Genomic DNA, 24,885 nt, shown 5'->3' with positions numbered 1-24,885 from the left:
ACAGGGTGCTCGGATGCTGTTTGCGGGGGATTAACGGGGGATTAACACCCACTGCAAGGTCACGGCGGCGAGCACCGCGTATCGCAGGCCCTTGGCCAGAGTCACCAGCAGCAGGAACCGCCACAACGGTTCACGCATCACCCCGGCCACCAACGTCAGCGGGTCGCCAATGACCGGCAGCCAACTGAGCAGCAGCGTCCAATGCCCCCAGCGCTGGTAATGATGGCGGGCCTTTTCCAGCTGCTTGTCGCTGACCGGAAACCAGCGACGCTGCTTGAAGTGCTCCACCCAGCGCCCCAGCCACCAATTGACCAGCGAGCCGAGGACGTTGCCCAGGGTGGCGATACCCAGCAGCAGCCACAGGCTGTAATGCCCGCTGATCAACAGGCCAACCAGCACCGCTTCCGATTGCAGGGGCAGTAACGTCGCCGCGCCAAATGCGGCGAGAAACAGCCCCAGGTAACCCATCGGCACCGATCAGTGCGCCGGGTAGTCCGCCACCACCACATCCTGGCCGTCGCGGGTCAGGCCGATGACTTGATAGGCCTCGGCATGGCCGTCCATTTCCATGCCGGGCGAACCCATGGGCATGCCCGGTGCGGCGATACCCTGCAGGTCGTCGCGCTTGCGCAAGGCCAGTACCTGCTCGGCGGGCACATGGCCTTCGACGAACTTGCCGTCGATCACGGCGGTATGGCACGAGCCCAGGCGCGGGGCCACGCCCAGCCGCTGCTTGACCGCGCTCATGTCGGCTTCGACATGGTCATTGACCTTGAAGCCGTTGCTTTCCAGGTGGCTGATCCACTTTTTGCAGCAGCCACAATGGGCGTCGCGGTGCACATCGATGGGGATCAGGTCGGCGGCCTGGGCCAGGGTGGTGGTGAACAGCGCTGAAAGCAGGGCCAATCGCAATGGGGTTTTCATTGGGGTCTCGTCCAATACGGGCAGTAAGCCGGGCATTCTCCCTGCTTTTATCCGTGGGACGTCGGGTTAATGTTTCAAAATTATACGGAGAGCGAGTTTTCCATCCGTTGCTTGAGCCGGTCCAGTGCAATCGCCGACAGCTCGATCATGCGTTCATGGAGGCTGGCCAACTGCAATTCGGTTTCATAGGTCAGCACGCGCTTGAACAGGGTGCCGTCGCGAAAGGGCTGCAAAAAGTAATGGATCGAACCGTCGACGGCCAGTGAGGTGAACACTGTCTTGAACTCGTCGGGACGCCGGGCGATCTGTACGCGGTAGCTCATGGGCACGCGTACTCCGAGCAGGTCGATCATTTCGGTAAAACGTGCGCCGGCGGGGAGGGGGCCGCTGGTGCCGGTGTCGGCACCGAGGGAGGTGGGGTGCCATTCGTGCCAGCGATCCGGTTGGGTCACATAGTCGTAGACGGCATCGATAGGGGCCTGGATAAAACGTTCCTGACTGATCCGTTCCAAGCGGACCGACTGCTCGACAGCGCGCATGGCACACCTCCTGTGTGGCTGTGAACTGTCAGAATAGTCCCACTCCCGCACATTGCACGGGAGTGTTTCAGCCATTTATCAGCGCACCTTGAACCGGCCCATCAACGCAATCACCCGGCCATTGGCGTCCAGCAGGCTTTGTGTATTGGTTTGCGTGGCATGGCCGCTTTGCACCAGCTCTTCGACCATATGTCGGATATGCACCATGCTGCGGTTGATCTCCTCGGTCACCGCGCTTTGCTGCTCGGCAGCGGTGGCGATCTGGGTGCTGAGGTCATTGATATGGCTGACCGAACCGGCCATCTCGTCGAGCCCGGTGTTCACCCGTGCCGTGGCATCCGCCGCCGACTGGCAGCTGGCCTGGGTGTTTTCCATGGCCGCCACCGACGAACTGACACCGGTGGTCAGGCGTGCGAGCATTTCATTGATCTGCGAAGTGCTGGCCTGGGTACGCGCCGCCAGGGCGCGGACTTCGTCGGCCACCACCGCAAAACCACGACCCTGCTCGCCGGCCCGCGCGGCTTCAATCGCGGCGTTGAGGGCCAGCAGGTTGGTCTGGCCGGCAATCGCGCCGATCACGCCGAGGGTTTCGGTGATGCGCGCGGCGTCCTGGCGCATGTTCTCCACGGTGTGAGTGGCACTGGCGACTTCGCCGATCAGCGCACTGACGCTGGTGGACGCTTCACCCACCACCACGCGGGAGCGGTCGGCGTGTTCGTTGGCGCGCTGGGTGAACGAAGCGGTTTGCGCCGCGTTCTGCGCCACCGTATCGGCGGTGGAACTCATCTCGGTGATGGCGGTAACGGTCTGGTCGGTCTCCGAGGCGTGGCGCACCAGGATGCTGTTGGTGTGCGCCGAGGTTTGCTGCAATTGCTCAAGGCCCGCTGACATGGCACCGGTGGCCTGGGTCACTTCGCCGATCATGTCTTGCAGGTAGACGATAAAGCGGTTCACCGAATGGCCGATGGCGCCCAGTTCGTCTTCGGCGCGGATGGTGATGCGCCGCGTCAGGTCGGCATCGCCGGTGGACAGTGCGTCGATGTTGGTCTTCAGGATTTTCATGCGCTGCACCAATTGGCGGATCGCATACACCGCCAGCAGCACCAGCAGCAACACCATGGGGATCTGCAACAGGGCCAGGCTGCCGAGTACGTCATCGCGCTGGGCGGTGATCAGCGAGGTGGGCAGGGCGGTGGCGAGGAACCACGGCGTGCCTTCGATGGGGCGCATGTAGAAGGTACTGGCCACGCCCTGGTTGTCGAACTCGTTGCGCTGCAAGGCCTGGTCGCGATGGGCCAGGGCCTTGCTGACCTGGGCGGCAAAGGCCGAGGTCCCGGTCAGTTCACTGATGTTCTTCAACACCACCGGGCTGCTCAGGCGCGTGCTGTTGCTGATGATCTTGCCATCGCCTTCGACGATCAGCATTTGCCCGCCGATGTCCTTTTCCTTGCTGGCTACCAGTTCGTTGAAGAAACCCAGGGTCACGTCGATGGTGGCCACGCCGTACGCCGCGCCGTCACGCTGGATCGCCATGGCGCAGTTGGTGCGCGGCTCCTGGCTGGCGTCGTCCTTGTAGGCCGCGGCCCAGGCACATTGGCCACGTGGCGACGCGAGTCCGCCCTTGTACCAGCTCTGGTCGTAATAGTTGGGGGCAGGATCGCTGTTCCAGAAGGTGTTCACTGCCAGCTTGCCCGAGGCATCGCGGTGCCAGAAGGTGCTGTGCTTGTTGCGCCCCGGCGTGCGCTGGTTGGGCAGCGGCCAGATACCGCCGCCGAAGACCTTCAGCTCACCATATTGGTCGACCAGGCCGGGCAGGACCTTGTCGATGGCATCGCTGTCGAGCAGGGGAATGGTCTGGGTGATGGTGCGTTGCTGGGACTGAACCTTGTTGAGTTCGCCCTGGATCTGCTCGGCCACCTCACTGATGCGGTTGAGCACCACCTGTTCCTCGGTATGGCGCAGCGTGGGCGCGACCAGTTGGCCGATGCCGACGACCGTCAACACGAACAACACCAGGACGAACAGCACCAGGAACAGGGTATAGCGAGCTTGGATGGAGCGCAGTGGGGGCATGGGGGTCGTCCTTACGAAGCGTTTATTATCGACGCGGCTGTTTTGGAGCTTCGTAGGGCTATCGGCTTGGCGAGGAAGAGCTTTAGGTACGGGGGGGCCAAATCAGGTTTTTAACATGGCGAGGCCAGCAGCTGCCTCGCCATGGGGATTACCGCTTATCGAATCAATGCCTGGCCTGCCGGCGCTGCATTAGTTCCCGCGACCTTGAGGGCTGGGTGTCCATAAGTAGGACTGCCTCAAGGGTTTGCCCATTTCTGCATTCAGGGCGTTCTCAGTGAAGTGTTTCGGATTGGTTACACGCGCTGATGTCGAGGGAGGGGTGCCGTCCTGAGAAGGTTCTTCAACGTAGGGTAAACCGATGACTTGACGTTTGTTGTTCTCGACAAGGCCTTCCTCCCCCGGCTCTTCGCGGGTGTACCCATGCTCGGATGTACCGGTTGCGTAGGTGTAGGCTTGGTTTATCTCATGGGCGAGACCGGTTACGGGCACCATTGTATTGGTACGCTCGGCGTTTTCGATAATAGATGGCGGTTCATAGCGAATGATGCCGCGAGTGACGCGGAAACCGGGAACGCCATCCGTGATATGCCCATAGGTTCCGGCTTCTGCGCTTTCGCGCTCCTCGGGCGTCAATTCATCCAGTTCACTACCGCCAGGAATGTAGTCGGTACCGCCGTTCCCGATTGGCTCAATGGTGACCTTGCCGCCATTTGTTACCGCGAGCTCATCCATTTGTTTGAGTGCTTGTTGCCCTATGGGTGAACTGCGCAGAAATTCAAAATCGTCGGCGACGCGCTGCTTGAAAGCCTGTGCGTCCTCCTCCGGGGTCTGAGGGGGAGTTTCTACACTGAATCCCAGGTTGCCGGCATTGCTTGGCTTCACTTCGGTGAAAGTCGAACCCCTGGTGCGGTCGAAACCATCCGTGGCCTTGGCGTAGATAAGGTCCTTGCGCTGGTTGTTCCAGATAGTGTCGTTTCCTTTGCCGGTGTAGAAGGTCGTGCGCTCGTACCCTGCAAGGACGTCGTCGCCATTGCCCCCATGTGCAACGGTATGTCCGCTGCCTGAGAGAAGTACATCGTTGTCGTCGCCACCGTCCAGATAGGTCTGCCTGGTGGAGGGGCCAAAGCCTGCAATGAGCAGGTCCTTGCCTTTATTGCCGTACATTACGCCATTGCCGGGACCTCCCATGATTGTGTCATCGCCGTCGTTGCCCTCGGCATAACCCAGGCCGCTGCCCAACTGCAGGATATCGTTGCCAGCCCCTCCGAAAAGCCTGCTGCGACCTCCGCCCGCCTGGAGATAATCGTTGCCGTCGCCGCCTTGCACGCTCACGCGAAGCTTGACGTCATCGTCGATGATGACCGTGTCGTCACCGCCGTGGCTTTCGATGAATAGCTCGTGCTCGCTTCTTTCGTTTGTATTGATATCGACTAAATGCGGTTTATCGTTGATGAAGATCTGCAGCTTGTCCACCGACCAACTGCGCACGTGGATACGGTCGGCGGCATTACCGGTTTGCAGGTGCAGATAACTGGTCAGGATCTCCGGTTTTTCGGGGTCAGATGGGTCCCAGTCAACGACCCTGCTGATTTTGGTGTCACCGTCTACAAGCAGCGTGTGGGTGCGGCGGTTCACGATGCCTGGCGTCAGGTCGGTGGGAGGGGTGAAGTGCGAAACGTTTGTTTCAGCGAAAGGCCGGGGGAGTTGGGCGTAGAGTCCGGATGTCAAGGAGTGGGCAAGTGCAGATAACATCGGTATGTCCTCTGGGGTGGCGTGTAAGGGCACCCTGATTACGTATCAGGGTTGCTATTACGTGGAACTCCGACTGAGAAGGTTCCCCGCCCCCGGAGGGGCTTTAGTGCTAAACGTGTTGGCGTCGGAGCACCGCAAACCGGGTGCCCCTTGAGCTTGGCCGTCAGATATCCAGCATGGCCATCACCTCTGCGGGATAGCGCAGGCCGGCACTTGCATCGGCCGGAAAGATCCTCTCCAGTGCCGCCAGTTCAGCCGCGCCGAGGCGGATTGACACGGCCTCCACGTTCTCCTGCAGGTACTTGCGCTGCTTGGTGCCAGGAATCGGAATAATGAAGTCGCCTTGTGCCAACACCCACGCCAGCGCCAGTTGCCCGGCGGTGACGCCTTTGTCGGCTGCGAGGGTTTGAACCTGCTTGACCAGTTGCAGGTTCTTCGCGAAGTTCTCGCCCTGGAAGCGTGGGTTGGTGCGACGGTAGTCATCGGCATCGAAATCCGCCGGGCTTTTCAGGGCGCCCGTCAGAAAGCCTCGGCCCAGCGGGCTGTAAGGCACAAACGCGATGCCCAGGCGTTGGCAGGCCGCGAGGCAGCCGTTGCTTTCCTGGTCGCGGCTCCACAGGGAATATTCGCTTTGCAGGGCGCTGATCGGGTGCACCTTATGGGCGCGCTCCAGCGTGGCGGCGGATGCCTCGCTCAGCCCCAGGTAACGCACCTTGCCTTGCTGCACCAAGTCGGCCATGGCTCCGACGGTTTCTTCGATGGCCACCTGCGGGTCGATTCGGTGCTGGTAGTACAGGTCCAGGGTGTCCACGCCCAGGCGCTGCAAGGTGCCGTTGATGGCATCGCGAATGTACTCGGGGCGACCGTTCACTCCACGCACCGCCGGATTGGCCGGTTCACGCACAATGCCGAACTTGCTCGCCAGGAACACCTGGTCACGTTTGCCGGCAATGGCTTTGCCGATCAGTTGCTCATTGGTGTGGGGGCCGTACATATCGGCGGTATCAAGGAAATTGACGCCCAACTCCAAGGCGCGATGCAGCGTGGCAGTGGCCTCCGAGGTGTCGGTGCCGGGGGCGTAGAAATCACTCATGCCCATGCAGCCGAGGCCGATGGCACTGACGTGAGGACCGTTCTTACCGAGTTGACGAGTGTGCATGGGTGCAGCTCCTGATGAGGTAGGACGCCATTGTTGCCCTCGACAAAACCGGGATAAACCGGCTAAAAGCACTATCACTATTGATAATTTCTAAATAATCCTCCTGGAGTCGGCCCTTGGATCGTTTTAACGCCATGCGGGTGTTTACCCGGATTGTCGAGTTGGGTGGATTTGCCAAGGCCGCCGACAGCCTGCAACTGCCGCGCGCGTCGGTGACCATCCTGATCAAGCAACTGGAAGCGCACCTGGGCGTGCAGTTGCTGCAGCGCACCACGCGCCAGGTCAGCCCGACCCTGGACGGCGCGGCGTATTACCAGCGTTGCGTACAGTTGCTCACCGACCTGGAGGAAACCGAGGCGGTGTTCTCCACCCGCCGCCAGAACCCACGCGGCACCCTGAGCGTGGATATGCCCTCGGGGATCGGGCGCCTGATTGTGATTCCCGCGTTGCCGGCGTTCACCGCGCGCTATCCGCAGATCGAATTGGACATCGGCCTGAACGACCGCCCGGTGGACCTGATCCGCGAAGGTGTGGATTGCGTGCTGCGCGGCGGTCCGGCGCTGGATGAGTCGCTGGTGGCCAGGCCTTTGGCAATGATGGACCAGCTGACCCTGGCGAGCCCCGGGTACCTGGAGCGCATGGGCATACCGGCGGGCCTCGACGACCTGGCCAATCACCAGATGGTCGAGTATGTCTCCACGGCCAGCGGCAAGCGGTTCGGCCTGGAGTTCCTGGTCGACAACGCCGTGCACTCGATCCAGTTGCCCAAGCGCGTGGCGGTCAACAGCTCCGATGGTTATTTCGCTGCGTGCGAAGCCGGCTACGGCCTGATTCAGGCGCCGCACTATCATGCGATGCGGCAACTGGCCGAGGGCCGCCTGGTGCCCGTGCTGGCGCAGTTGCCCGTGCCGACAATGGCGCTGACGGCGCTGTATCCGCCCCATCGCCAGTTGTCACAGCGGGTGAGGGTGTTCGTGGACTGGCTGGTTGAGCTGTGCCGACAGCCGGGCACCGGTTTGCACCGCTAGGCCTGGGCCTTGCGGTAAGCGCCGGGTTGCTGCCCGGTCACTTTGTGGAAGGCGCGGGTAAACGCCGCCACGGACTGATAACCCACCGCCACTGCGACATCCGCGACGGTCTGGTCCTGCTTGAACAATTGGCAGGCGTGGCGCATGCGCATCATCAGCAGCACCTGGCCGGGCGACTGCCCGCACAATTCAGTGAAGCGCTTGAAAAACGCCGAGCGCGACAAGCCGGTGCAGGCCGCCATGCTTTCCAGGGTCCAGGCGTCTGCCGGGCGGGCGATCAAGTGTTCCAGCAGGTTCGCGAACGCCGGCTGGCGCCCCAGCGCGGCCAGGCCACCGAGTGCGTGGTTATCCAGCACTTGCTGGCGCAGTACATACAGGAACAGCAGGTGGCACAGGCGCTCGAGCAAGGCCGCGGACGGCGCCGGGTCGCGCTGGCACTCCTGCAGGATCAGCTCGAACAGGTTGCGGGCGGCCGTCAGCGAGGGGTCGCCGGCCCGCAGGACGATCCACGCGGGCAGGGTGTCGACGATCATCGCCGACAAGCCCGACTGGAAGTGAAAGAACCCGCACACCAGCCCCACGCCGTCGCTGGCGCCGTTGTCCAGGGGCAGCATCGGGCGTCGCGGACATTCCTGCGCGCCAGCCGCCGTGGCTGCCCCGGACAACCGATATTCCAGGTCACGGAGCAGGAACACCGCGTCGCCGTTGTTCAACGCTACGGCGGTGGGTTCGCCGGCGATGTGCAGCCAGCACTCGCCTTGCACGATCAGGTGGAAACTCGCACGCGCCAGGCCGTGGGTGCTGGCATGCCAATCGCCGCAATAGCGCCCGACATGGAACAGGCTGGTGTTGAGTTCGAGGCTGTCTAATAACCAATCGACAAGGGCACTGGAAGAATTCATCTAATGGAAAGACTCAAGAGCAAGTAATCGCTACTTTAGCCTATTGAGAGGATTTCTTATAACCAACAGACTGGATACACGAACCCTCAGGAGACCGCTCCATGTCCCGTGTACCGCTGCTCACCCCGCAAACCGCGCCACCCGCCGCCAAGCCGCTGCTGGAAAATGCGCTGAAAGCCTCGGGCTTCATCCCCAATCTGCTGGCCGTGCTGGCCAATGCCCCGGCGGCGCTGGAAACCTACATCACCGTCTCGGGCCTGAACGCCAAGGCCGAGCTGAGCCTGGCCGATCGCGAAGTGGTGCAGTTGATTGCCGCCACCACCCACGGCTGCGATTTCTGCGTCGCCGGCCACACCGCCGTGGCGCGCAACAAGGCCAAGCTGCCGGAAGAGGTGATCGACGCCCTGCGCCAGCGCGGCGAATTGCCCAATGCCCGGTATGAGACACTCGCTGCCTTTACCCGGGAAGTCATTGCCACCCGTGGCGATGTCAGCGACGCCGGTTTTGACGCGTTCCGCGCCGCCGGTTACACCGAAGGCCAGGCCCTGGAAGTTATTTTGGGAGTGAGCCTGGCAACCCTGTGCAACTTCGCTAACGTGTTTGCCCGTACCCCGCTGAACCCGGAGCTGGCGCAATACCGTTGGGAAAAACCGGCCAGCTGAATGGCTGATGGTCCCGCTGCTTTGACAAGGAGAAACATGAATGCTTGACCCGATCTTGAGCCGTTGGCTCGATGTTCAAGCGCAGGCCCTGGATGTGGGCAGTTGCGATCCCCAGGAAGTGCTGCCCCGGCTGGCAGAGGCCAACGTACTGCGTATCGGTGTGCCAAAAGCCTTCGGCGGCCTGGGCGGCGATGTGGCCGGCGCTGTCGAGGCCATCGCCCATGTCGCCAGCCATTCGTTGGCGGCGGCGTTTGTGTGCTGGGGCCAGCGCTCGTTTATCGAGTATTTGCTGCAGAGCCCGAATGAGCGGCTGCGCGAGCAATTGCTGCCGGACCTGCTCAGCGGCAGGCTGGCGGGGGCCACCGGTTTGTCGAATGCCATGAAGTTCCTGTCGGGCATCGAGACGCTGCAGATCAGCGCCGAGCCCACCGATCACGGCTGGACCCTCAACGGTCGCCTGCACTGGGTGACCAACCTGCGCAAGAACGGCTTTGTCGCGGCGGCGGCGGTCGAGCATGCCGGCGGCGGCGCGCCGTTTATCCTGGCGATCCCGGATTCGGTGGCTGGCCTGCAACGTTCCGGCGACCTGGAACTGCTCGGCCTGCAATCGAGCAACACCGCAGCCCTGGGCCTGGAAGGTGTCGAGCTGAGTCGCGAGTGGTTGCTGCACGAGGATGCACGCAAGTTCCTGCCGGCCGTGCGCCCGGCGTTCCTGGGTTTGCAGTGCGGTATGTCGATCGGCCTGGCCCGGCGCTCGCTGGCGGAAGTCGCCCATCACCTGGGCGCGGCCCGCACGGTGCTGCGCGAAGAACTCGAAGGGTTGCGCGGGACCTTGGATCACCTGGTGACCGAGCTGCAGAATGGCCTGCTCGCCGGGCGCTTCGCCGCCGAGCCGGTGGCGCTGTTCAAGTTGCGCATCGGCCTGGCCGAAACCGCCGCCAGCGCGGTGCAGCTGGAACTGCAGGCCAGTGGCGGCAAGGCTTACCTCACGGCCCATGGCAGTGGGTTTGCGCGGCGCTGGCGGGAGTCGGCATTTGTGCCGATCGTCACGCCCAGCCTGGTGCAATTGCGCACCGAGTTGCAACGCCAGGCCAACCTGTGAGCCCGGTGGTATTGAGTGCCCGGGGCATTGGCCTGGGGTACGCCGGCGGCCCGGTGCTGCAAGGCTTCGACCTGCAATTGCAGCGCGGTGAAGTGGTGTCGATCCTGGGCCCCAGCGGGGTCGGCAAGTCCAGCCTGTTGCGGGTGCTCGCCGGTTTGCAGACGCCCCAGGAAGGCAAGGTGCAGGTGTTGGGCGAGCCGTTGAGCGGCCCCCATCCACGTGTCGCCGTAGCGTTCCAGGACCCCAGCCTGTTGCCGTGGTTGAGCCTGGAAAAGAACGTCGCGTTCGGCCTGGATTTCGCCCGCCAGCCGCACCTGAGCGCTGATGAGCGCCGCCGGCGCGTCGACCACGCCATCGCGGCGGTTGGCCTGGAGCACGCCCGCCAGCAATTTCCGGCGCAGCTGTCCGGCGGCATGGCCCAGCGCACCGCGTTGGCCCGTTGCCTGGCACGCCAGCCCCAGGTGCTGTTGCTGGATGAGCCCTTCGGTGCGCTGGATGAAGTGACCCGTGCCGATATGCAGCACCTGTTGCTCAAGGTCAACCGTGAGCAGGGTTCGGCGGCGGTGTTGATCACCCATGACATCGACGAAGCGCTGCTGTTGTCCGACCGCATCCTGCTGCTGGGCAACCGCCCGGCGCGGACGCTGGGCGAATGGCGCATCGACCTGCCGCAACCGCGGGAAGAACAGGTGGAAGCGATCGGCGCGCTGCGCATCGAGATTCTTAAAACCCTACGGCAGGCGAGCCGCCCTCAACCCCAAACCCTTGACCTGCCGGAGCCCAGCCATGTGCCTGGATGACCTGACCCACTCGCGCCGTGACTTTCTCAAACTTTCCGCGGTACTCAGTGCCGCCGGCGCCTTGCCGCTGCTGAGCAGCCTGCAGGCCCGCGCCGCCAGCGAGCCGGATGCGCCGGTGCGCATCGGCTACCTGCCGATCACCGACGCGACGCCCTTGTTGGTGGCGCATAACAACGGCCTGTTCGAAGCCGAAGGCATCAAGGCCGAGCGCCCGGTGTTGCTGCGCAGTTGGGCGCAGGTGATCGAGGCGTTTATCTCCGGGCAGGTCAACGTGATCCACCTGCTGTCGCCGATGACCGTGTGGGCACGCTATGGCAGCCAGGTGCCGGCCAAGGTGGTGGCGTGGAACCATGTGGGCGGTTCGGGGCTCACCGTGGCACCGGGCATTACCGAGGTGAAGCAGCTGGGCGGCAAGTCCGTGGCGATCCCGTTCTGGTATTCGATCCATAACGTAGTGGTGCAGCAACTGTTCCGCGACAACGGCCTGACCCCGGTGGCGCGTGCCGCCGGCAGCGCGATCGGCGCCAATGAAGTCAACCTGATCGTGCTGCCGCCTTCGGACATGCCGCCAGCCCTGGCCAGCCAGCGCATCGACGGTTATATCGTCGCCGAGCCGTTCAACGCCCTGGCGGAGAACCTCAAGGTCGGGCGTGTGCAGCGGTTTACCGGCGACGTGTGGCGCAATCACGCGTGCTGCGTGGTGTTCATGCACGAACATGATCTGAACAATCGCCCGGAGTGGTCGCAGAAAGTCGTGAATGCGATCGTCAAGGCCCAGGTGTGGACCCGTGATAACCGCGCAGAGGCGGTGAAACTGCTGTCCAAGGACGGCCCGAACCGCTACACGCCACATGCCGAGCCGGTGTTGAGCAAAGTCCTGGCGCCAGCCGCTGCCGACCGCGCGGCCTACCTGGCCGATGGCGCGATCCGGCATGCCGACTGGGACGAGCACCGCATCGACTTCCAGCCCTATCCATTCCCCAGCTACACCGAGGAATTGGTGCGACGCTTGAAGGACACGCTGATCGAGGGGGACAAGAAATTCCTCGCCGACCTGGACCCGGCCTTTGTAGCGAAGGATCTGGTGGATGACCGCTTTGTGCGCAACGCCATCCAAGCGGTGGGCGGCATGGGCACCTTCGGTTTGCCCGAGGGCTTTGAGCGGATCGAGGAGATTGGCGTTTGAACAACCGCAGAGTCCCGGGCTGGTTGCTCGGGTTGAGTGGCCTGGCCGGCCTGTTGTTGCTGTGGTGGCTGGGGGTGAAGGTGTGGGGCGATGGGGGCGGCCTGGCTGCGCGCTTTTCGCTGGCCGCCACCTTCAGCAGCCTGTGGGAATTGCTGGGGCGCGGTGAGCTGTATCTGCATATTGTCGTGAGCCTCAAGCGTATCTTCGTCGGGCTGTTCCTGGCCTTGCTGGTGGGGGTGCCGCTGGGGCTGCTGGTGGGCAGTTCGCGCAACCTGGAAGCGGCGACCACGCCGGCCTTCCAGTTTCTGCGGATGATCTCACCGCTGTCCTGGATGCCCATCGTGGTGATGCTGATGGGGGTAGGGGACCAACCGATCTACTTCCTGCTGGCGTTTGCCGCGGTGTGGCCGATCATGCTCAACACCGCCGCCGGCGTGCGCCAACTCGACCCGCGCTGGCTGCAGTTGAGCAGCAGCCTGAGCGCCACGCGCTGGGAAACCTTGCGCCGGGTGATCATCCCTGGCGTGGTGGGCCACGTGCTGACCGGCGTACGGCTGGCCATCGGGATCCTGTGGATCGTGCTGGTGCCGTGCGAAATGCTCGGGGTCAGCGCGGGGCTTGGCTACTACATCCTGGATACCCGTGATCGCCTGGCCTATTCGGAACTGATGGCGATGGTGTTGCTGATCGGGCTGTTGGGGTTTGCCCTGGATGCGCTTGCACGCGGGTTGCATCAGCGCTGGGTGCATGGCGGGAGCCAGTGACGGCATGGCCTGAGCCCGGCGGCCCGCCGTCGTCGGGGTGAGCGGCACACCGGAGGAGCCAAAGCTTTTCATCACCTGTAACATAAGACCCCGTCGACCCCGCGCATCCCGTCGCCGGGTATGTGCCTGGCGTGTTCGGCGATACACAGTGAATACATTCTTCCGGTTCAGGAACCCGTCATGACCCAAAAGCAACGCTTGAAATACTCGATCCTGATCGCCCTGGCGGTATTGGCGACGATGTTTGGCCTGTCCTACCTGCAGAACATCGGGTTTATCAGTGAGAAGACGTTCCAGACCATCGCCATCGCCGTCGCGGTCGTCGTGGTGGTGATCAACGGCATCATGCGCCGCAAGGTCAAGCTTTAAGGTCCGCCTCAGCTTCGAGCGTCGAGTACCTTGGCAGCCTCTTCATGGAGGCTGTAGCTTTTATCTGCGTTAAGGGTGATCACGCCTTCGCTGCACAGGCGCTTGAGCACCTCGCGCACACTCAGGAACGACAACGGGATCCCCAGCTCCAGCAAATGGCTGTGCACGCCACGTACCCCCAGGGTGCGCTGGTTGTCGGCGGCGGTGAGCAGGGCGTCGATGACCTTCAGCCGGATCAGGCTGGTGCGCAGGCCGAAACACTTGAGCAGGTGGCGAATACGCTGGTTGCCTTGCTGTTCGGGGGTTTTGCCGAACGCTTGGGCGCCGTTGCCAAATTGGCTGTCGGCTGAGGGTGAATGTCCGTCCGTGGGCACTTGCGGGTTGTACATGCAAAAACTCCTTATCAGAGCCTGATCAGGAAAATGATGGCGCTCTTAGTTAATAAGACGAACGAGCGTGCTAAATCATGAAGGGCGTGATGTAGAAAATTTGTCGGTATCGGCTTTGTCACATCTGCAGCGCCTCGAATAAACCCGCTCCAGGGTTAAATTTCTCCCGGTTTTTTGCGTCCTTACGGTGGGGTGGTTACCCCTGTGAGGGTGTTCAATTTGACTGCGGAGTCTGTGTGATTATTTCCAACGGGTTGGCCAGGGTGTGCGTGACGGGGCTGTTGCTGGGGGTGAGCCTGGCTGCAACGGCACGGGAGTCGACAACGCAGGCGTCGGCGGATATCCGCCGCACCAGTTTCGGCGTGCCGCATATTCGCGCCAATGACGAGCGTGGCCTGGGCTTCGGGATCGGTTATGCCTATGCCCAGGACAACCTATGCCTGCTGGCCAATGAAGTGGCTACCGTGAACGGCGAGCGGGCCCGGTACTTCGGCCCCGAGCAGTCGACCCTGGAAGAGCGCAACAACCTGGCCAGCGATGTGTTTTTCACCTGGCTGAATACTCCGGGCGCGGTGGCGGCTTTCTGGAAGGCGCAAAGCCCGCAGATCCAACAGCGCATGCAAGGCTACGTGGCCGGCTACAACCGCTATCTGAAAGAACAGGGCGCACCCGCCCAGTGCCAGGCGGCCTGGGTGCGGCCGCTGGTGGTTGAAGACCTGGTGAAATTGACCCGCAGGTTGTTGGTGGAGGGCGGTGTCGGCCAGTTCGCCGAAGCCCTGGTCGGCGCCGCGCCGCCCCAGGCCACCGCGAGTGTGCAACCCAGCGCCAAGGCATTCGAATTGGCCGCCGCCAATCAACAGCGCTTCAGCCTGGATCGCGGCAGCAATGCCGTGGCGGTGGGCCGCGACCGTTCGTTCAATGGCCGTGGCATGTTGCTGGCCAACCCGCATTTCCCGTGGGTGGGCGGCATGCGCTTTTATGAAATGCACCTGACCATCCCCGGCCAGCTGGATGTGATGGGCGCCGCGCTGCCCGGCCTGCCGGTGATCAATATCGGCTTCAACCAGCATGTGGCGTGGACGCACACGGTGGATACGTCCAAGCACTTCACCCTGTTTCGCCTGACGTTGGATCCCAAGGACTCCACGCGCTATATGCTGGATGGAAAATCCATCCCCCTGGAGAAAACCTCGGTGACGGTGCAGGTCAGGCAAGCGGACGGCAGCGTGAAGCCGGTGACCCATCCGGTCTATAGCTCGCAGTTCGGCCCCGTGGTGCAATGGCCCGGCAAGCTGGATTGGGACAGTCGCCACGCCTTCAGCCTGCGCGATGCCAACCTGGGCAACGACCGCGTCCTGCAACAGTGGTATGCCATGAACCGTGCCACGAGCCTCAAGGACCTGCAAACCTCGGTGCACACCCTACAAGGCATCCCGTGGGTCAATACCCTGGCCGCCGATGACCAGGGCCAGAGCCTGTACATGAACCTGTCGGTGGTGCCCAACGTCAGTGCGGCCAAACTGGCGCAATGCAGCGACCCGCGTGCCGGCCTGCAGATGATCATGCTCGACGGCGCCCGCAGTGCCTGCGCCTGGGACGTCGACCCGCGCGCCGCCCAGGCCGGCATCTTCCCCGCCGACCAGTTGCCGCAGCTGGAGCGTAGCGACTACGTGCAGCACTCTAACGATTCGGCGTGGCTGGCCAACCCCAAGGCACCGTTGACCGGCTTCTCCCCGGTGATCAGCCAGGACCACATCGGCCTCGGCCCGCGCGCACGCTTCGCCCTGCAACGCCTGCAATCCCTGGAGGCGCAACCGATCAGCGTCGCCGACCTGCAAAACATGGTCATGGACAACGAGGTGTACCTGGCCGGCCAGGTCATGCCCGACCTGCTGGAATTCTGCGCCAAACACCTGGGCGCCGACGCGGCTGCGCTCAAGCCACTGTGCACCAACCTCACCGATTGGGACCGGCACGCCAACCTCGACAGCGGCCTGGGCCTGGTGCACTTCATCAATTTGGTTGAAGACCTGCAGCAACTCCCCGATGCCTGGCGCGTCGCGTTCGACCCGGCCCAACCCCTGACCACCCCACGGGGCCTGGCCATCGAGCGCGCCCCCGTGGCCAAGGCCCTGCGCGAAGCCATGCTGGCCTCCACCGCAGCCGTGGCCAAACTCGGCCTCAACGCCGACAGCAAATGGGGCGATATCCAGGTCAGCGGCCAAACCCCGATCCACGGCGGCCCGCAAGCGCTGGGGATCTACAACGCCATGCAAACCGTGCCCCGGGCCGACGGCAAGCGCGAAGTGGTCAGCGGCAGCAGCTACCTGCAGATCGTCACCTTCGACGACCACGGCCCCCACGCCCAAGGCCTGCTGGCATTCTCCCTGTCCAGCAACCCGGCATCGAAATACTCGAAGGACCAGACCCAAGCGTTCTCCGAGAAAAAACTGCGCCCACTGCCGTTCACCGACGCCCAGATCAAGGCCGACCCGCAGTACCAGCAGCAGCTCATCAAGGAGTAGGGCAGGCGCGCAACTCCTTGATGCCAATACGAAATATTTTTGAAATCAAGGGGTTGCAGGCAAAAGCAAATAAGTACATAATGGCGCCCATCGAACGCAACGAAGCATTAAAAACTTCAATGTATTCAATGAGTTAGAGTAGAGGTAGGGCTCTATGGCCCACTCAAGTTTTTATGCGGTGAATGCCAGTGGCAAGGGCATTGATCGTTTGAGGCCGAGTAGCAAAATGGTTATGCAGCGGATTGCAAATCCGCCTACGCCGGTTCGATTCCGACCTCGGCCTCCACTCTTGAAAACCCCGTAGATTAACGTCTACGGGGTTTTTTATTGGGCGGAAGAAAAGGCCCGGGTGCCAACCTCTCGAGCAGGCCGATCTACCTCCCTCCGCATCCGCCTGTGCAGGCGCCATTCCCTTGCCGTTGTGTACAGCGTTGTGCCTTGTTCCTCCCGCGCTCGAAGGGTTTTTCGACGAGTGACGTGTCTAGATCAAGGGTCAGGAGGCTTTTAAGGTTGTCATGGCCCGTGTTGGCGACTACCCTGAAAATGTTCGTATTGTTACGAATAATTTCGGTTGTGGCTGTTTTCAAGTCACGCTACTTCAGGATGAGGAACGAAAATGTTTTCACACGAAGGTCCCGCAATAGAGCTGTTGCTATTCATTTTTGGTCTGGCGATGCTACTTTTGGTCGTTTGGTTTTTTCATCATCAATACGAGCGAAAGACGGGGAAGGGTGTTAAAAAACTACATGATCTCGACGACAAACGCTCAACCTGACGCTGCTGTCGAATGACTTGATCGAGTCGGCTCCCGCTGGCTCGCACTGTTCACTGACGTAAAGATCGAGGGCTGGCTACGATTTCCGAGTCGAGGCCCTCATTCTTGAGCGTACTGAACTCTATCTTCAGCGCCAGTCTCTGACCTGCTGATGCGCTGCGCCTTCACTTCACCCGCGTACCTGGCGATTTTCTCCCGCTGAGTTGCCAGCAACGTGCAGATCTTCACTAGCGCCAACGCCTCACTCGGCGTCCTGCTGCTGTTTGCCAGGGCTGTCAGTTCAACCACGGACCAGCCAATGACTGCAGTTGCATCTTCCAGGTCATAAAACAATTCCTGCTGGGCGGTTCTGGGTCCATCGAGGCCCTGTATCAACTCGTTCATCTACTTCTCCGCCTGGTGCTGATTCAGTTCAAGGCCCATGACCACCATCCCTATTTCTACCAAATCCGTGCTGAAGGGGATTTCACCGATCCGGCGAAACCCAAACCCCGCGTAAAACCGCTGGGCATTTAAATTGCTCTTGAGCACGTCCAGCCACAGCAAGCGTTCCCTGCGCTGCACCGCCTGATCGCAGATAACCTGCAAAAGTTGCCTGCCATAGCCAAGACCGGCGGCGGACTTGAGGAAATAGATTTTCTGCAGCTCTGCCCCCAATTCGCCAGTGATCGGCGCCGGGGTTGACCAGTTGACCTTGGAGAAACCCAAGGGGTTACCCCGTTCGTCTGAGGCGATAAGCCACGAATGACGGTCGGGCAGCTCAAGTGAGCGGCTGAGCGAATCCTGTGAGAAATCCTGTTCGAGAAAGTCCTGCATGCCTGAGGGAGGCCAGAGTGTCGAGAAATGCGCTTGATAGGTTTCGCAGCCGACTGCACGCAGGCTATCGAGATCGGCCTTGGTCGCTGCGCGAATGTTGAGCATGTTCTTCCCCCCGGTTAACGCGTACCCAATGAGTTGACGTGTATCCACCCCAACACAAACCCTACCAAGACGTTACACGAAACCCATGACGGACTTCATTTAACGCGGTCTTACTTGACGTACACCCAACCTTGTAAAGCAGAGAGCGTTGTCATGAAGTTGAATTACCTAACCAAGGCGGCTGTTGTTGTCGCGCTGTTGTCGACCTTGTCGGGCTGCTGGATATTCATGCCACCGGGCGGTGGCGGGGGTGGTGGCCATGGCGGTGGTGGTCATGGTCAAGGCGGCGGCCCTGGTGGCGGTCCGCGCTGACAGTCAGTCAACGGGAGGCAGGCCATGAACAATGGCCTGCCTCTTTTTTGCCCCGGATAAATCCCAGGCAAAGAAAAGCCCGCGATGGGGAGCACGGGCTAAAAGGGATGTTCATTAGGAGCTGGGTTCACCATAAGGGTGCGTCTGTGAAAGCTTTGTGAAAACGCCGGAGCCATCTGAACCTGAAGTGTATGCCTCGATCCGTGCCTGGCTGTACGAGGCGCCGGGCGGCATAACCCACTACTGTCGCAGGCCTACCACACCGCTCGGATGCCGCACCATGTCCATGTCTACCAGCCTGCTGTCGGCTTTTGTGCTGTTCGCCTTCGTGTCCTCGATCACCCCAGGTCCGAACAACACCCTGTTGCTTGCCTCGGGGGTGAACTTCGGGTTTCGCCGCTCGATGCCCCATGCGCTGGGGATCAGTCTCGGATTCATGCTGCTGGTGATTGCGGTCGGCCTGGGCCTGGGCGAAGTGTTCAAGGTATTCCCGTGGGCCTACACGGTGTTGCGCTATGTGGGCGCGGCGTACTTGCTGTACCTGGCCTGGAAGATCGCCACGGCGGGCGGCATGTCCGATAGCAATGAGGAACACGGCAAGCCCATGACCTTCCTCGGCGCGGCGGCGTTTCAGTGGGTGAACCCCAAGGCGTGGATCATGGCGCTCGGGGCCATCACCACCTATACGCCGGCTGAGGGCTATGTCACCAACGTGCTGGTGATTGCGCTGGTCTTTGCCGTGGTCAACCTGCCCAGTGTGTGCGTGTGGGTCGGGTGTGGCAGCGGCTTGCGCAACGTGCTGCGCGAACCGCGCTGGGTGAGGCTGTTCAACTGGTCAATGGCCGGGTTGCTGGTGCTGTCGCTGTACCCGATGTTGTTTGCCGGCTAGGCGCTAAACCGGCGAGATGGTCGCCAGCAGCCCGATGCCGATGGTCAGCACTAAAAAACCGAACAGGAAAATCGCCATCTTGGTCATAAGGCCTCCGAAGGGAAGGGGGTAGGGATGGGGGCCATTGTCCGCCCAGGCGGCGTTTCAATACAGGCGCAGATAGCAAAGAAAAAACCGTATCAGATGCGCCGGCGAGGGTTCTGCCACGGGCTTTTGGCGCCCGTGGTTTTTTCAAGATCAGTGCCTGAGACAGCCAGCGTTTTTCCCCCTAAGATGGCGCCCATTGCATCAACAATAAAAGTGGGCCAACCCTCGATGGAAAGACGCCAGTTCAGCGGTGGCATGAAAGGCAAGAACCTGCGCTACCTCAATGAAACCTCCCAGCCGGCATCGGTCACCCGCGTCGGCTTCCTGCTGCTCGAGCATTTTTCCCTGCCGGCATTCACCCAGACCCTCGATACCGTGGTCACCGCCAACCTGCTGCGACCTGATCTGTTCGCCACGCGGACCTTCGGGTGTGACGACGGGGAAGTCATCAGCGACCTGGGCCTGGTGATCCGCCCCGACGCGCGTCTCGATGCGCCCGCGCTGCAAGGCCTGGATCTGCTGGTGATCTGCGGGGGCTTTCGCACCGAACTCAAGGCTGACGATCCCTTCATCCAGCTGCTGCGCACGGCCGCCGAGCAGGGTGTGAGCCTCGCGGGGTTGTGGAACGGCGCATGGTTCCTCGGCCGCGCCGGCCTGCTGCAGGGCTACCGCTGCGCCATCCACCCCGAACACCGCCCGGCCCTGGCGGAAGTGTCCAAGGCCACCCACGTTACCAGCGAGCCCTACGTGATCGACCGCGACCGCCTCACCGCGTCGAGCCCCTCCGGCGCCTTCCACATGGCCCTGGACTGGATCAAAAGCTTGCACGACAAAGCCCTGGTCGAAGGTATCGAGGACATCCTGGCCTTCGAAGAATCGCGTTACCGGCGGATCAAACCCACCGAAAACGTCAGCGTCAGCGCGCCCCTGCGCGAAGTGGTCAAGCTGATGGACGCCAACCTCGAAGAACCGCTGGAACTCGACCAACTTGCCGTCTACGCCGGCCGCTCGCGCCGCCAACTGGAGCGCCTGTTCAAGGAACAACTGGGCACCACGCCGCAGCGCTACTACATGGAACTGCGCGTCACCGAAGCACGCCGGCTGTTGCAGCACACCGAACTGTCACAGGTGGAGGTGCTGGTGGCGTGCGGGTTTGTCTCGCCGAGCCATTTCAGCAAATGCTACAGCTCGTATTTCGGATATCGCCCCTCCAAGGAGAAGCGGTTGGTCAAGTAAGGTGACTGTCGCTCTATGCGCGCCGGCATGATTTTTCAAGGAGGACCCATGTCTCTTACACGTTTGGATCGTTATCGCGGCAGTTTGCTGGGCTTGGCCTGTGGCGATGCAGTCGGGACCACGGTGGAGTTCATGCCCCGTGGCACATTTACTCCGCTCACCGATATGGTGGGAGGAGGGCCGTTCAACCTCAAGCCCGGCCAGTGGACCGACGATACTTCAATGGCGCTGTGCCTGGCCGAAAGTCTGTTGCGCAAAGAGGGGTTTGACGCGGCGGATCAGATGGGTCGCTATCTGAATTGGTGGAAATGGGGCTATTTGAGCTCCACCGGCGACTGTTTCGATATTGGCCTGACCGTGAGTAAGGCGCTAACGGCGTATCAAGACAGCGCAAACCCCTTTTCAGGCTCTACGGATCCGTATTCCGCCGGAAATGGTTCGATGATGCGCCTTGCACCGGTGGTGTTGTTTTACTTTCCGGACCTTCAACGTATCCGCTATTACGCCGCCGAAAGCTCGCGCACCACCCACGCTGCTCAGGAAGCAATCGAGTGCTGCCTGGTGCTGGCCCAGGCAATCAGCAATGCGCTTGAGGGTGTTTCAAAGGATCAGGTATTGCAGTTGGCGCATATGGACCTCGCGGCGGCCAACGTCGCCGCACTTGCGCAGGGCAATTACCTGGAGAAGTCCCGTGATGACATCGTCGGCACCGGCTACGCCGTGGCGTCCCTTGAGGCCGCACTCTGGTGCTTCCACCATACCGACAGCTTTGCGGCGGCAGTGCTGATGGCGGCCAATCTGGGCGATGACGCAGACACTACCGCAGCCATCGTTGGCCAACTGGCCGGTGCATATTATGGCGCCCAAGCGATTCCTGGCGACTGGTTGGAAAAGCTGTGGATGCGCGAAGAAATCCAAGGCATGGCGGATGCCCTGTTGGCAGCTTCGACCGGTAATCTCGTGCAGTGAAGCGAGCACCGTCTGCAAAACCATGAAGATCAAATGTGGGAGTTGTCGAGCTCAATTGTGGTGAGCGGGCTTGTCGAATCGTCGCACCGCCCGCGCTGGGCTGCGCAGCAGCCCCAAAACCAGGCGCAGAGGAGTGCCTGAGACTCGGCATTCGTCTTGATCAGGGGCGCTTCGCCCCCCACGCGGGGCAAGCCCGCTTACCACATGAAATAGCGTGTGCAAGTTGCTGTGCTTGGAGGTGGCGGTTCTTCTCAAAACCGCCCCAGTCGATACGGCCCTAGCGCCGGCAACCCCGAAAACGCAGGCGCCCCCGACGCCAATTGCCCCACCATCTCCGCCGTCACCGCCGCCTGGGTCAGCCCCAAATGCTGATGCCCGAACGCAAGCAGCACCTTCCCGTCACACACCCGATCAATAATCGGCAGCGAATCCGGCAGCGACGGTCTGAAGCCCATCCACGGCGTCGCGTCCTCTGCACTCAGATCCTCACGAAACAACCCCTGGCTCAACCGATGCAACTGCCACGCCCGCGCCATGTTCGGCGGGCGGTCGAGGCCGGCGAATTCCACGGTGCCGGCCAGGCGCAGGCCGCCTGTCATGGGCGTCATGATGAACTTGCGCTCCAGGGACGTGACGGCAAACGGCAGGCGCTGCTGTTCATGGGGCAGCATCAGGTGATAGCCCCGTTCGGTGTCCAGCGGGACTTTTTTGCCGGTCAGGGCGGCGGTGAGTCTGGCCGAGTGGGCACCACAGGCGATCAGCACCTGGCGGGCGGCAAAGGTGCCTTGATCGGTGCTCACGGTGATGCCATCGCCTTCAATCCGCGCATCCAGCACCTGGCGTTGGAGGAACTGCACGCCACTGGCCTTGGCCGCCTCCACCAATTCGCAGACCAATCGGTAAGGGTCGAGGAAGTGCCCTGTTCGCGGGAAAAACAGGCCGCCCTGGATCTGCGCGGCCAATTGCGGGGCAATCTCATGTATGGCATCCCCCGACCAGAACTCCACCGGCACGTTTTGCGCCTGCATGCGCCGTTGCAACCCATCGATGGCCGCGCGGGAGTCTGAACGTTCGAACACCAGCAGTGAGCCATCTTCGCGCAACAGCTCCGGGCGCTGAATACTGGCCAGCAACCGTTGCCAGGCGCCAAGGCTCGCTTCATTGAGCGCGCGCAGACCCGTCACCGTGCCCTGGTAACTCGCCGGGCGCAGGTTCAGCAGCAGGCGGATGAACCAGGGCAGGGCGCGTGGCAGGTATTTCCAGTCCAGGCGCAGCGGGCCCATGGGGTCCGTGAGCATGGCGGGCAAGCGCTTGAGGATCGACAGGTCGGCGATCGGGAACACTTGCTCGGTCGCCAGGTGCCCGGCGTTGCCGTAGGAGGCGCCCATGCCGGGCGCCAGCTGGTCGATCACCCGCACTTTCCGCCCCTGGCGCGCCAGCTGCAGGGCGCAGGCAACGCCAATGATGCCGGCTCCGATTACGGCGATATCCGCAGGGTCAGGGTCGTGCATCCGCTACGCCTCTCTCGACCAGTTGGCATACCACTGGCGAAACAGCGCGTACTGGGTTTCGGCGTAACGCCGCTGGGCATCGCTGAGCACATCGGTCTCGTTGAAGTGCAGGGCGTAGCCCATATCGCCGTTAAGCACCATCAGATGCTTGTAATACAGCACCAGGTCGCAGCCTTCATCGAAGGACGACAACACCGCCAATGCCGCTTCCAGTTCCCGGGCCAGGCGCCGGGCCTTGGCATCACCCTTGGCGGCTTGCTTGCTCAGGGCCATCAGGTGCAGCACTTCGCGGGGCAAGGCATTGCCGACGCCGGTGATCGCGCCCGTGGCGTTGCAGTTGACGAAACCGTGCACCACCTGGGTATCGACGCCCACCATCAGGGTCACGCTGTCGTCCTGGGAGGTGATGTGCTCGGCGGCATAGCGCAGGTCGGCAGCGCCACCGAACTCCTTGAAGCCGATCAGGTTCGGGTGTTCGCGGCGCAGCTCGAAGAACAACTCCGCGCGGGTGGCAAAGCCGTAGTAAGGGCTGTTGTAGATCACCGCCGGCAGGTTGGGCGCGGCCTTGAGGATTGCCGAAAAGTGCGCCTTTTGCGCGGTGGCGGACGCACCTCGGGACAGCACGCGCGGAATCACCATCAAGCCCTGGGCGCCGACCTTGGCCGCGTGGGCGGCGTGGGCCACCGCCTCGCGGCTGTTCACCGCACCGGTACCGACAATGGTCGGCACGCCGGCCGCCACCAGGCGCGCCACGCCTTCCTGGCGCTCGGCTTCGGTGAGCAACGGCCAGTCGCCCATGGACCCGCAATACACCACGGCGCTCATGCCGATATCGATCAACTCGCGGCCCTTGGCGACCAGCGCGTCGAAGTCCGGCTTGCGCGCGGCGGTGCATGGGGTCATCAGTGCGGGGACGCAACCGGTGAAGATGTTGTCGCTCATTGTCCTGGCTCCTTGCAGCGTTCAATCAAAGGGGGTGGGCTCAGATGCCCCAGGCAAACGGGTCTTGCTCGTCGATCAGCAAGGTGCTGTCGGCGGTCATGTAGGCGCGGCCGGTGATGAAGGGGATGACACGTGTGCCGTCCCATTCATATCGGCCTTCGAAGCGGCTGCCGGTGATGCTGGCTTGTACCCAGGTTTCACCGGGGTTGAGTTTCCCATCGGCGGCCAGGCACGCCAGCTTGGCGCTGGTGCCGGTGCCGCAGGGGGAGCGGTCGTAGGCTTTGCCAGGGCACATGACGAAGTTGCGGCTGTCGGCGTGGGCGTCGTCGGCGAACAGTTCGATATGGTCGATCAGGGCGCCGTCTGCGCCGTGGATGCCCTGGGCCTCGAGGGCCTTGAGCATCGCCCAGGTGTAGTCGGTGAGGGCGTCGACGTTGCTCATCTCCAACGCCATGCCATGCTCGCAGACCAGGAAGAACCAGTTGCCGCCCCAGGCAATATCGCCCTGGACTGCGCCATGGCCCGGTACATCCACCGTCACCTGCTGGCGATAGCGATAGGCAGGCACGTTGCGCAGGGTCACGGCGCCGTCGTCGTGCAAGGTCGCGGCCACCGGCCCCACCGGGGTGTCGAGGGTGTGCACGCCCGGCTGGATACGCCCCAAGTGGTGCAGGGACGCCACCAGGCCGATGGTGCCGTGGCCGCACATGCCCAGGTAACCGGCGTTGTTGAAGAAGATCACCCCGCAGGTGGCGCCCGGGGTGACGGGCGCGCAGTACAGCGCGCCCACCAGTACGTCATTGCCACGGGGTTCCAGCAGGCAGGCGCGGCGCCATGGGTCGTGCTCCGTGCGCAGGTTCTCCAACTGGTCGGCGATGCTCGCGCCCTTGAGCGCGGGGAAGCCGGTCATTACCAGGCGCGTGGGTTCGCCGCCGGTGTGGGAGTCGATCACATGCAGTCGCTTCATAACGCGCTCCATCAATAAGAGCTGTGGGCTGCCTTCTTGTGAGTGTAGGGATAGGCATGCAGTGGCCCTATCGTGAACGCGCAGGCTGGGCGGCGATTGATG

At 62.3% G+C, this 24,885-nt stretch carries 25 protein-coding genes and 1 tRNA gene; 13 read left to right on the top strand and 13 right to left on the bottom strand.

What is annotated here, in order from left to right:
• Positions 1 to 30: 30 nt before the first annotated feature.
• From FX984_RS03970 to FX984_RS03945, 6 genes are all read right to left on the bottom strand, one after another.
• Positions 31 to 468: a YqaA family protein gene (locus FX984_RS03970; protein ID WP_027606736.1), complete on the bottom strand. Its 438-nt coding sequence runs from the start codon at positions 466 to 468 to the stop codon at positions 31 to 33.
• Between the two features lie 9 nt (positions 469 to 477).
• Positions 478 to 924, bottom strand: coding sequence for a DUF411 domain-containing protein (locus tag FX984_RS03965; protein ID WP_027606735.1), 447 nt, complete (start codon positions 922 to 924; stop codon positions 478 to 480).
• An 80-nt stretch (positions 925 to 1,004) separates the two neighbouring features.
• Positions 1,005 to 1,463 carry an SRPBCC family protein gene (locus tag FX984_RS03960; protein ID WP_027606734.1) on the bottom strand — a complete coding sequence of 153 codons (459 nt, stop codon included), beginning with the start codon at positions 1,461 to 1,463 and terminating at the stop codon, positions 1,005 to 1,007.
• A 78-nt stretch (positions 1,464 to 1,541) separates the two neighbouring features.
• Positions 1,542 to 3,536: a methyl-accepting chemotaxis protein gene (locus FX984_RS03955; RefSeq protein ID WP_092357067.1), complete on the bottom strand. Its 1,995-nt coding sequence runs from the start codon at positions 3,534 to 3,536 to the stop codon at positions 1,542 to 1,544.
• 189 nt (positions 3,537 to 3,725) lie between these two features.
• On the bottom strand, positions 3,726 to 5,288 hold the full coding sequence (locus FX984_RS03950; RefSeq protein WP_092357071.1) for a M91 family zinc metallopeptidase: 1,563 nt from the start codon (positions 5,286 to 5,288) through the stop codon (positions 3,726 to 3,728).
• A gap of 163 nt (positions 5,289 to 5,451) precedes the next feature.
• Positions 5,452 to 6,447 carry an aldo/keto reductase gene (locus FX984_RS03945; protein ID WP_027606732.1) on the bottom strand — a complete coding sequence of 332 codons (996 nt, stop codon included), beginning with the start codon at positions 6,445 to 6,447 and terminating at the stop codon, positions 5,452 to 5,454.
• Between the two features lie 116 nt (positions 6,448 to 6,563).
• Between FX984_RS03945 and FX984_RS03940 the strand changes: the two genes are divergently transcribed.
• Positions 6,564 to 7,475, top strand: coding sequence for a LysR family transcriptional regulator (locus FX984_RS03940; RefSeq protein ID WP_108573002.1), 912 nt, complete (start codon positions 6,564 to 6,566; stop codon positions 7,473 to 7,475).
• Here FX984_RS03940 and FX984_RS03935 read toward each other — a convergent pair.
• The gene (locus FX984_RS03935; protein WP_092357080.1) at positions 7,472 to 8,377 is read right to left on the bottom strand and encodes an AraC family transcriptional regulator; all 906 of its coding nucleotides are present in this window, start codon (positions 8,375 to 8,377) and stop codon (positions 7,472 to 7,474) included. The genes FX984_RS03940 and FX984_RS03935 overlap by 4 nt on opposite strands.
• A 101-nt stretch (positions 8,378 to 8,478) precedes the next feature.
• Here FX984_RS03935 and FX984_RS03930 point away from each other — a divergent pair, with 101 nt between their 5' ends.
• From FX984_RS03930 to FX984_RS03905, 6 genes are all read left to right on the top strand, one after another.
• Positions 8,479 to 9,039: a carboxymuconolactone decarboxylase family protein gene (locus tag FX984_RS03930; RefSeq protein WP_027606729.1), complete on the top strand. Its 561-nt coding sequence runs from the start codon at positions 8,479 to 8,481 to the stop codon at positions 9,037 to 9,039.
• Positions 9,040 to 9,079: 40 nt separating this feature from the next.
• Positions 9,080 to 10,141 carry an acyl-CoA dehydrogenase family protein gene (locus tag FX984_RS03925; RefSeq protein WP_027606728.1) on the top strand — a complete coding sequence of 354 codons (1,062 nt, stop codon included), beginning with the start codon at positions 9,080 to 9,082 and terminating at the stop codon, positions 10,139 to 10,141.
• Positions 10,138 to 10,941 carry an ABC transporter ATP-binding protein gene (locus tag FX984_RS03920; RefSeq protein WP_027606727.1) on the top strand — a complete coding sequence of 268 codons (804 nt, stop codon included), beginning with the start codon at positions 10,138 to 10,140 and terminating at the stop codon, positions 10,939 to 10,941. The genes FX984_RS03925 and FX984_RS03920 overlap by 4 nt, the downstream gene beginning before the upstream one ends.
• On the top strand, positions 10,928 to 12,127 hold the full coding sequence (locus tag FX984_RS03915; protein WP_146476201.1) for an ABC transporter substrate-binding protein: 1,200 nt from the start codon (positions 10,928 to 10,930) through the stop codon (positions 12,125 to 12,127). Before FX984_RS03920 ends, FX984_RS03915 begins: the two co-directional genes overlap by 14 nt.
• On the top strand, positions 12,124 to 12,891 hold the full coding sequence (locus FX984_RS03910; RefSeq protein ID WP_065927338.1) for an ABC transporter permease: 768 nt from the start codon (positions 12,124 to 12,126) through the stop codon (positions 12,889 to 12,891). The genes FX984_RS03915 and FX984_RS03910 overlap by 4 nt, the downstream gene beginning before the upstream one ends.
• A gap of 180 nt (positions 12,892 to 13,071) precedes the next feature.
• Complete coding sequence (locus FX984_RS03905) at positions 13,072 to 13,260, top strand: hypothetical protein (RefSeq protein ID WP_027606724.1); 189 nt, start codon at positions 13,072 to 13,074, stop codon at positions 13,258 to 13,260.
• A gap of 8 nt (positions 13,261 to 13,268) precedes the next feature.
• Here the strand turns inward: FX984_RS03905 and FX984_RS03900 are convergent, their stop codons facing one another.
• Entirely contained in the window at positions 13,269 to 13,649 is a 381-nt protein-coding gene (locus FX984_RS03900) for a fe2+ zn2+ uptake regulation protein (RefSeq protein WP_146476203.1), read from the bottom strand.
• A gap of 236 nt (positions 13,650 to 13,885) precedes the next feature.
• Here FX984_RS03900 and pvdQ point away from each other — a divergent pair, with 236 nt between their 5' ends.
• Complete coding sequence (gene pvdQ / locus FX984_RS03895) at positions 13,886 to 16,174, top strand: bifunctional acylase PvdQ (RefSeq protein WP_146476205.1); 2,289 nt, start codon at positions 13,886 to 13,888, stop codon at positions 16,172 to 16,174.
• 212 nt (positions 16,175 to 16,386) lie between these two features.
• Positions 16,387 to 16,460: transfer RNA gene (locus FX984_RS03890), tRNA-Cys, on the top strand.
• A 588-nt stretch (positions 16,461 to 17,048) separates the two neighbouring features.
• On the opposite strand, the gene FX984_RS03885 is transcribed toward FX984_RS03890, so the two are convergent.
• Positions 17,049 to 17,333, bottom strand: a complete 285-nt coding sequence (locus FX984_RS03885) for a hypothetical protein (protein ID WP_027606720.1) — start codon at positions 17,331 to 17,333, stop codon at positions 17,049 to 17,051.
• On the bottom strand, positions 17,334 to 17,870 hold the full coding sequence (locus tag FX984_RS03880; protein ID WP_146476260.1) for a GNAT family N-acetyltransferase: 537 nt from the start codon (positions 17,868 to 17,870) through the stop codon (positions 17,334 to 17,336).
• A 153-nt stretch (positions 17,871 to 18,023) separates the two neighbouring features.
• Here FX984_RS03880 and FX984_RS32385 point away from each other — a divergent pair, with 153 nt between their 5' ends.
• The 4 genes from FX984_RS32385 (at position 18,024) to FX984_RS03865 (ending at position 21,363) form a co-directional block, all read left to right on the top strand.
• A complete protein-coding gene (locus tag FX984_RS32385) occupies positions 18,024 to 18,182 on the top strand; it encodes a hypothetical protein (RefSeq protein ID WP_167361111.1) in 159 nt (52 codons plus the stop codon).
• A gap of 280 nt (positions 18,183 to 18,462) precedes the next feature.
• The gene (locus FX984_RS03875; RefSeq protein ID WP_092357092.1) at positions 18,463 to 19,071 is read left to right on the top strand and encodes a LysE family translocator; all 609 of its coding nucleotides are present in this window, start codon (positions 18,463 to 18,465) and stop codon (positions 19,069 to 19,071) included.
• 315 nt (positions 19,072 to 19,386) lie between these two features.
• Positions 19,387 to 20,394, top strand: a complete 1,008-nt coding sequence (locus tag FX984_RS03870) for a GlxA family transcriptional regulator (RefSeq protein WP_092357095.1) — start codon at positions 19,387 to 19,389, stop codon at positions 20,392 to 20,394.
• Positions 20,395 to 20,442: 48 nt separating this feature from the next.
• Positions 20,443 to 21,363 carry an ADP-ribosylglycohydrolase family protein gene (locus FX984_RS03865; RefSeq protein WP_027606716.1) on the top strand — a complete coding sequence of 307 codons (921 nt, stop codon included), beginning with the start codon at positions 20,443 to 20,445 and terminating at the stop codon, positions 21,361 to 21,363.
• A gap of 251 nt (positions 21,364 to 21,614) precedes the next feature.
• Here FX984_RS03865 and FX984_RS03860 read toward each other — a convergent pair whose 3' ends face one another.
• The 3 genes from FX984_RS03860 to FX984_RS03850 are packed head-to-tail and all read right to left on the bottom strand — an operon-like array spanning position 21,615 to position 24,783.
• The gene (locus FX984_RS03860) at positions 21,615 to 22,874 is read right to left on the bottom strand and encodes an NAD(P)/FAD-dependent oxidoreductase (protein WP_146476262.1); all 1,260 of its coding nucleotides are present in this window, start codon (positions 22,872 to 22,874) and stop codon (positions 21,615 to 21,617) included.
• A 3-nt stretch (positions 22,875 to 22,877) separates the two neighbouring features.
• Positions 22,878 to 23,816, bottom strand: a complete 939-nt coding sequence (locus FX984_RS03855; RefSeq protein ID WP_146476264.1) for a dihydrodipicolinate synthase family protein — start codon at positions 23,814 to 23,816, stop codon at positions 22,878 to 22,880.
• 40 nt (positions 23,817 to 23,856) lie between these two features.
• Positions 23,857 to 24,783, bottom strand: coding sequence for a 4-hydroxyproline epimerase (locus tag FX984_RS03850; protein WP_092357101.1), 927 nt, complete (start codon positions 24,781 to 24,783; stop codon positions 23,857 to 23,859).
• Positions 24,784 to 24,885 lie beyond the last annotated feature (102 nt).

The sequence above is a fragment of the Pseudomonas marginalis genome (assembly GCF_008692035.1).
Lineage (GTDB): Bacteria > Pseudomonadota > Gammaproteobacteria > Pseudomonadales > Pseudomonadaceae > Aquipseudomonas > Aquipseudomonas marginalis.
The sequence above is the reverse complement of the archived record's forward strand: the minus strand, read 5'-3'. Positions and strand labels throughout refer to the sequence as shown.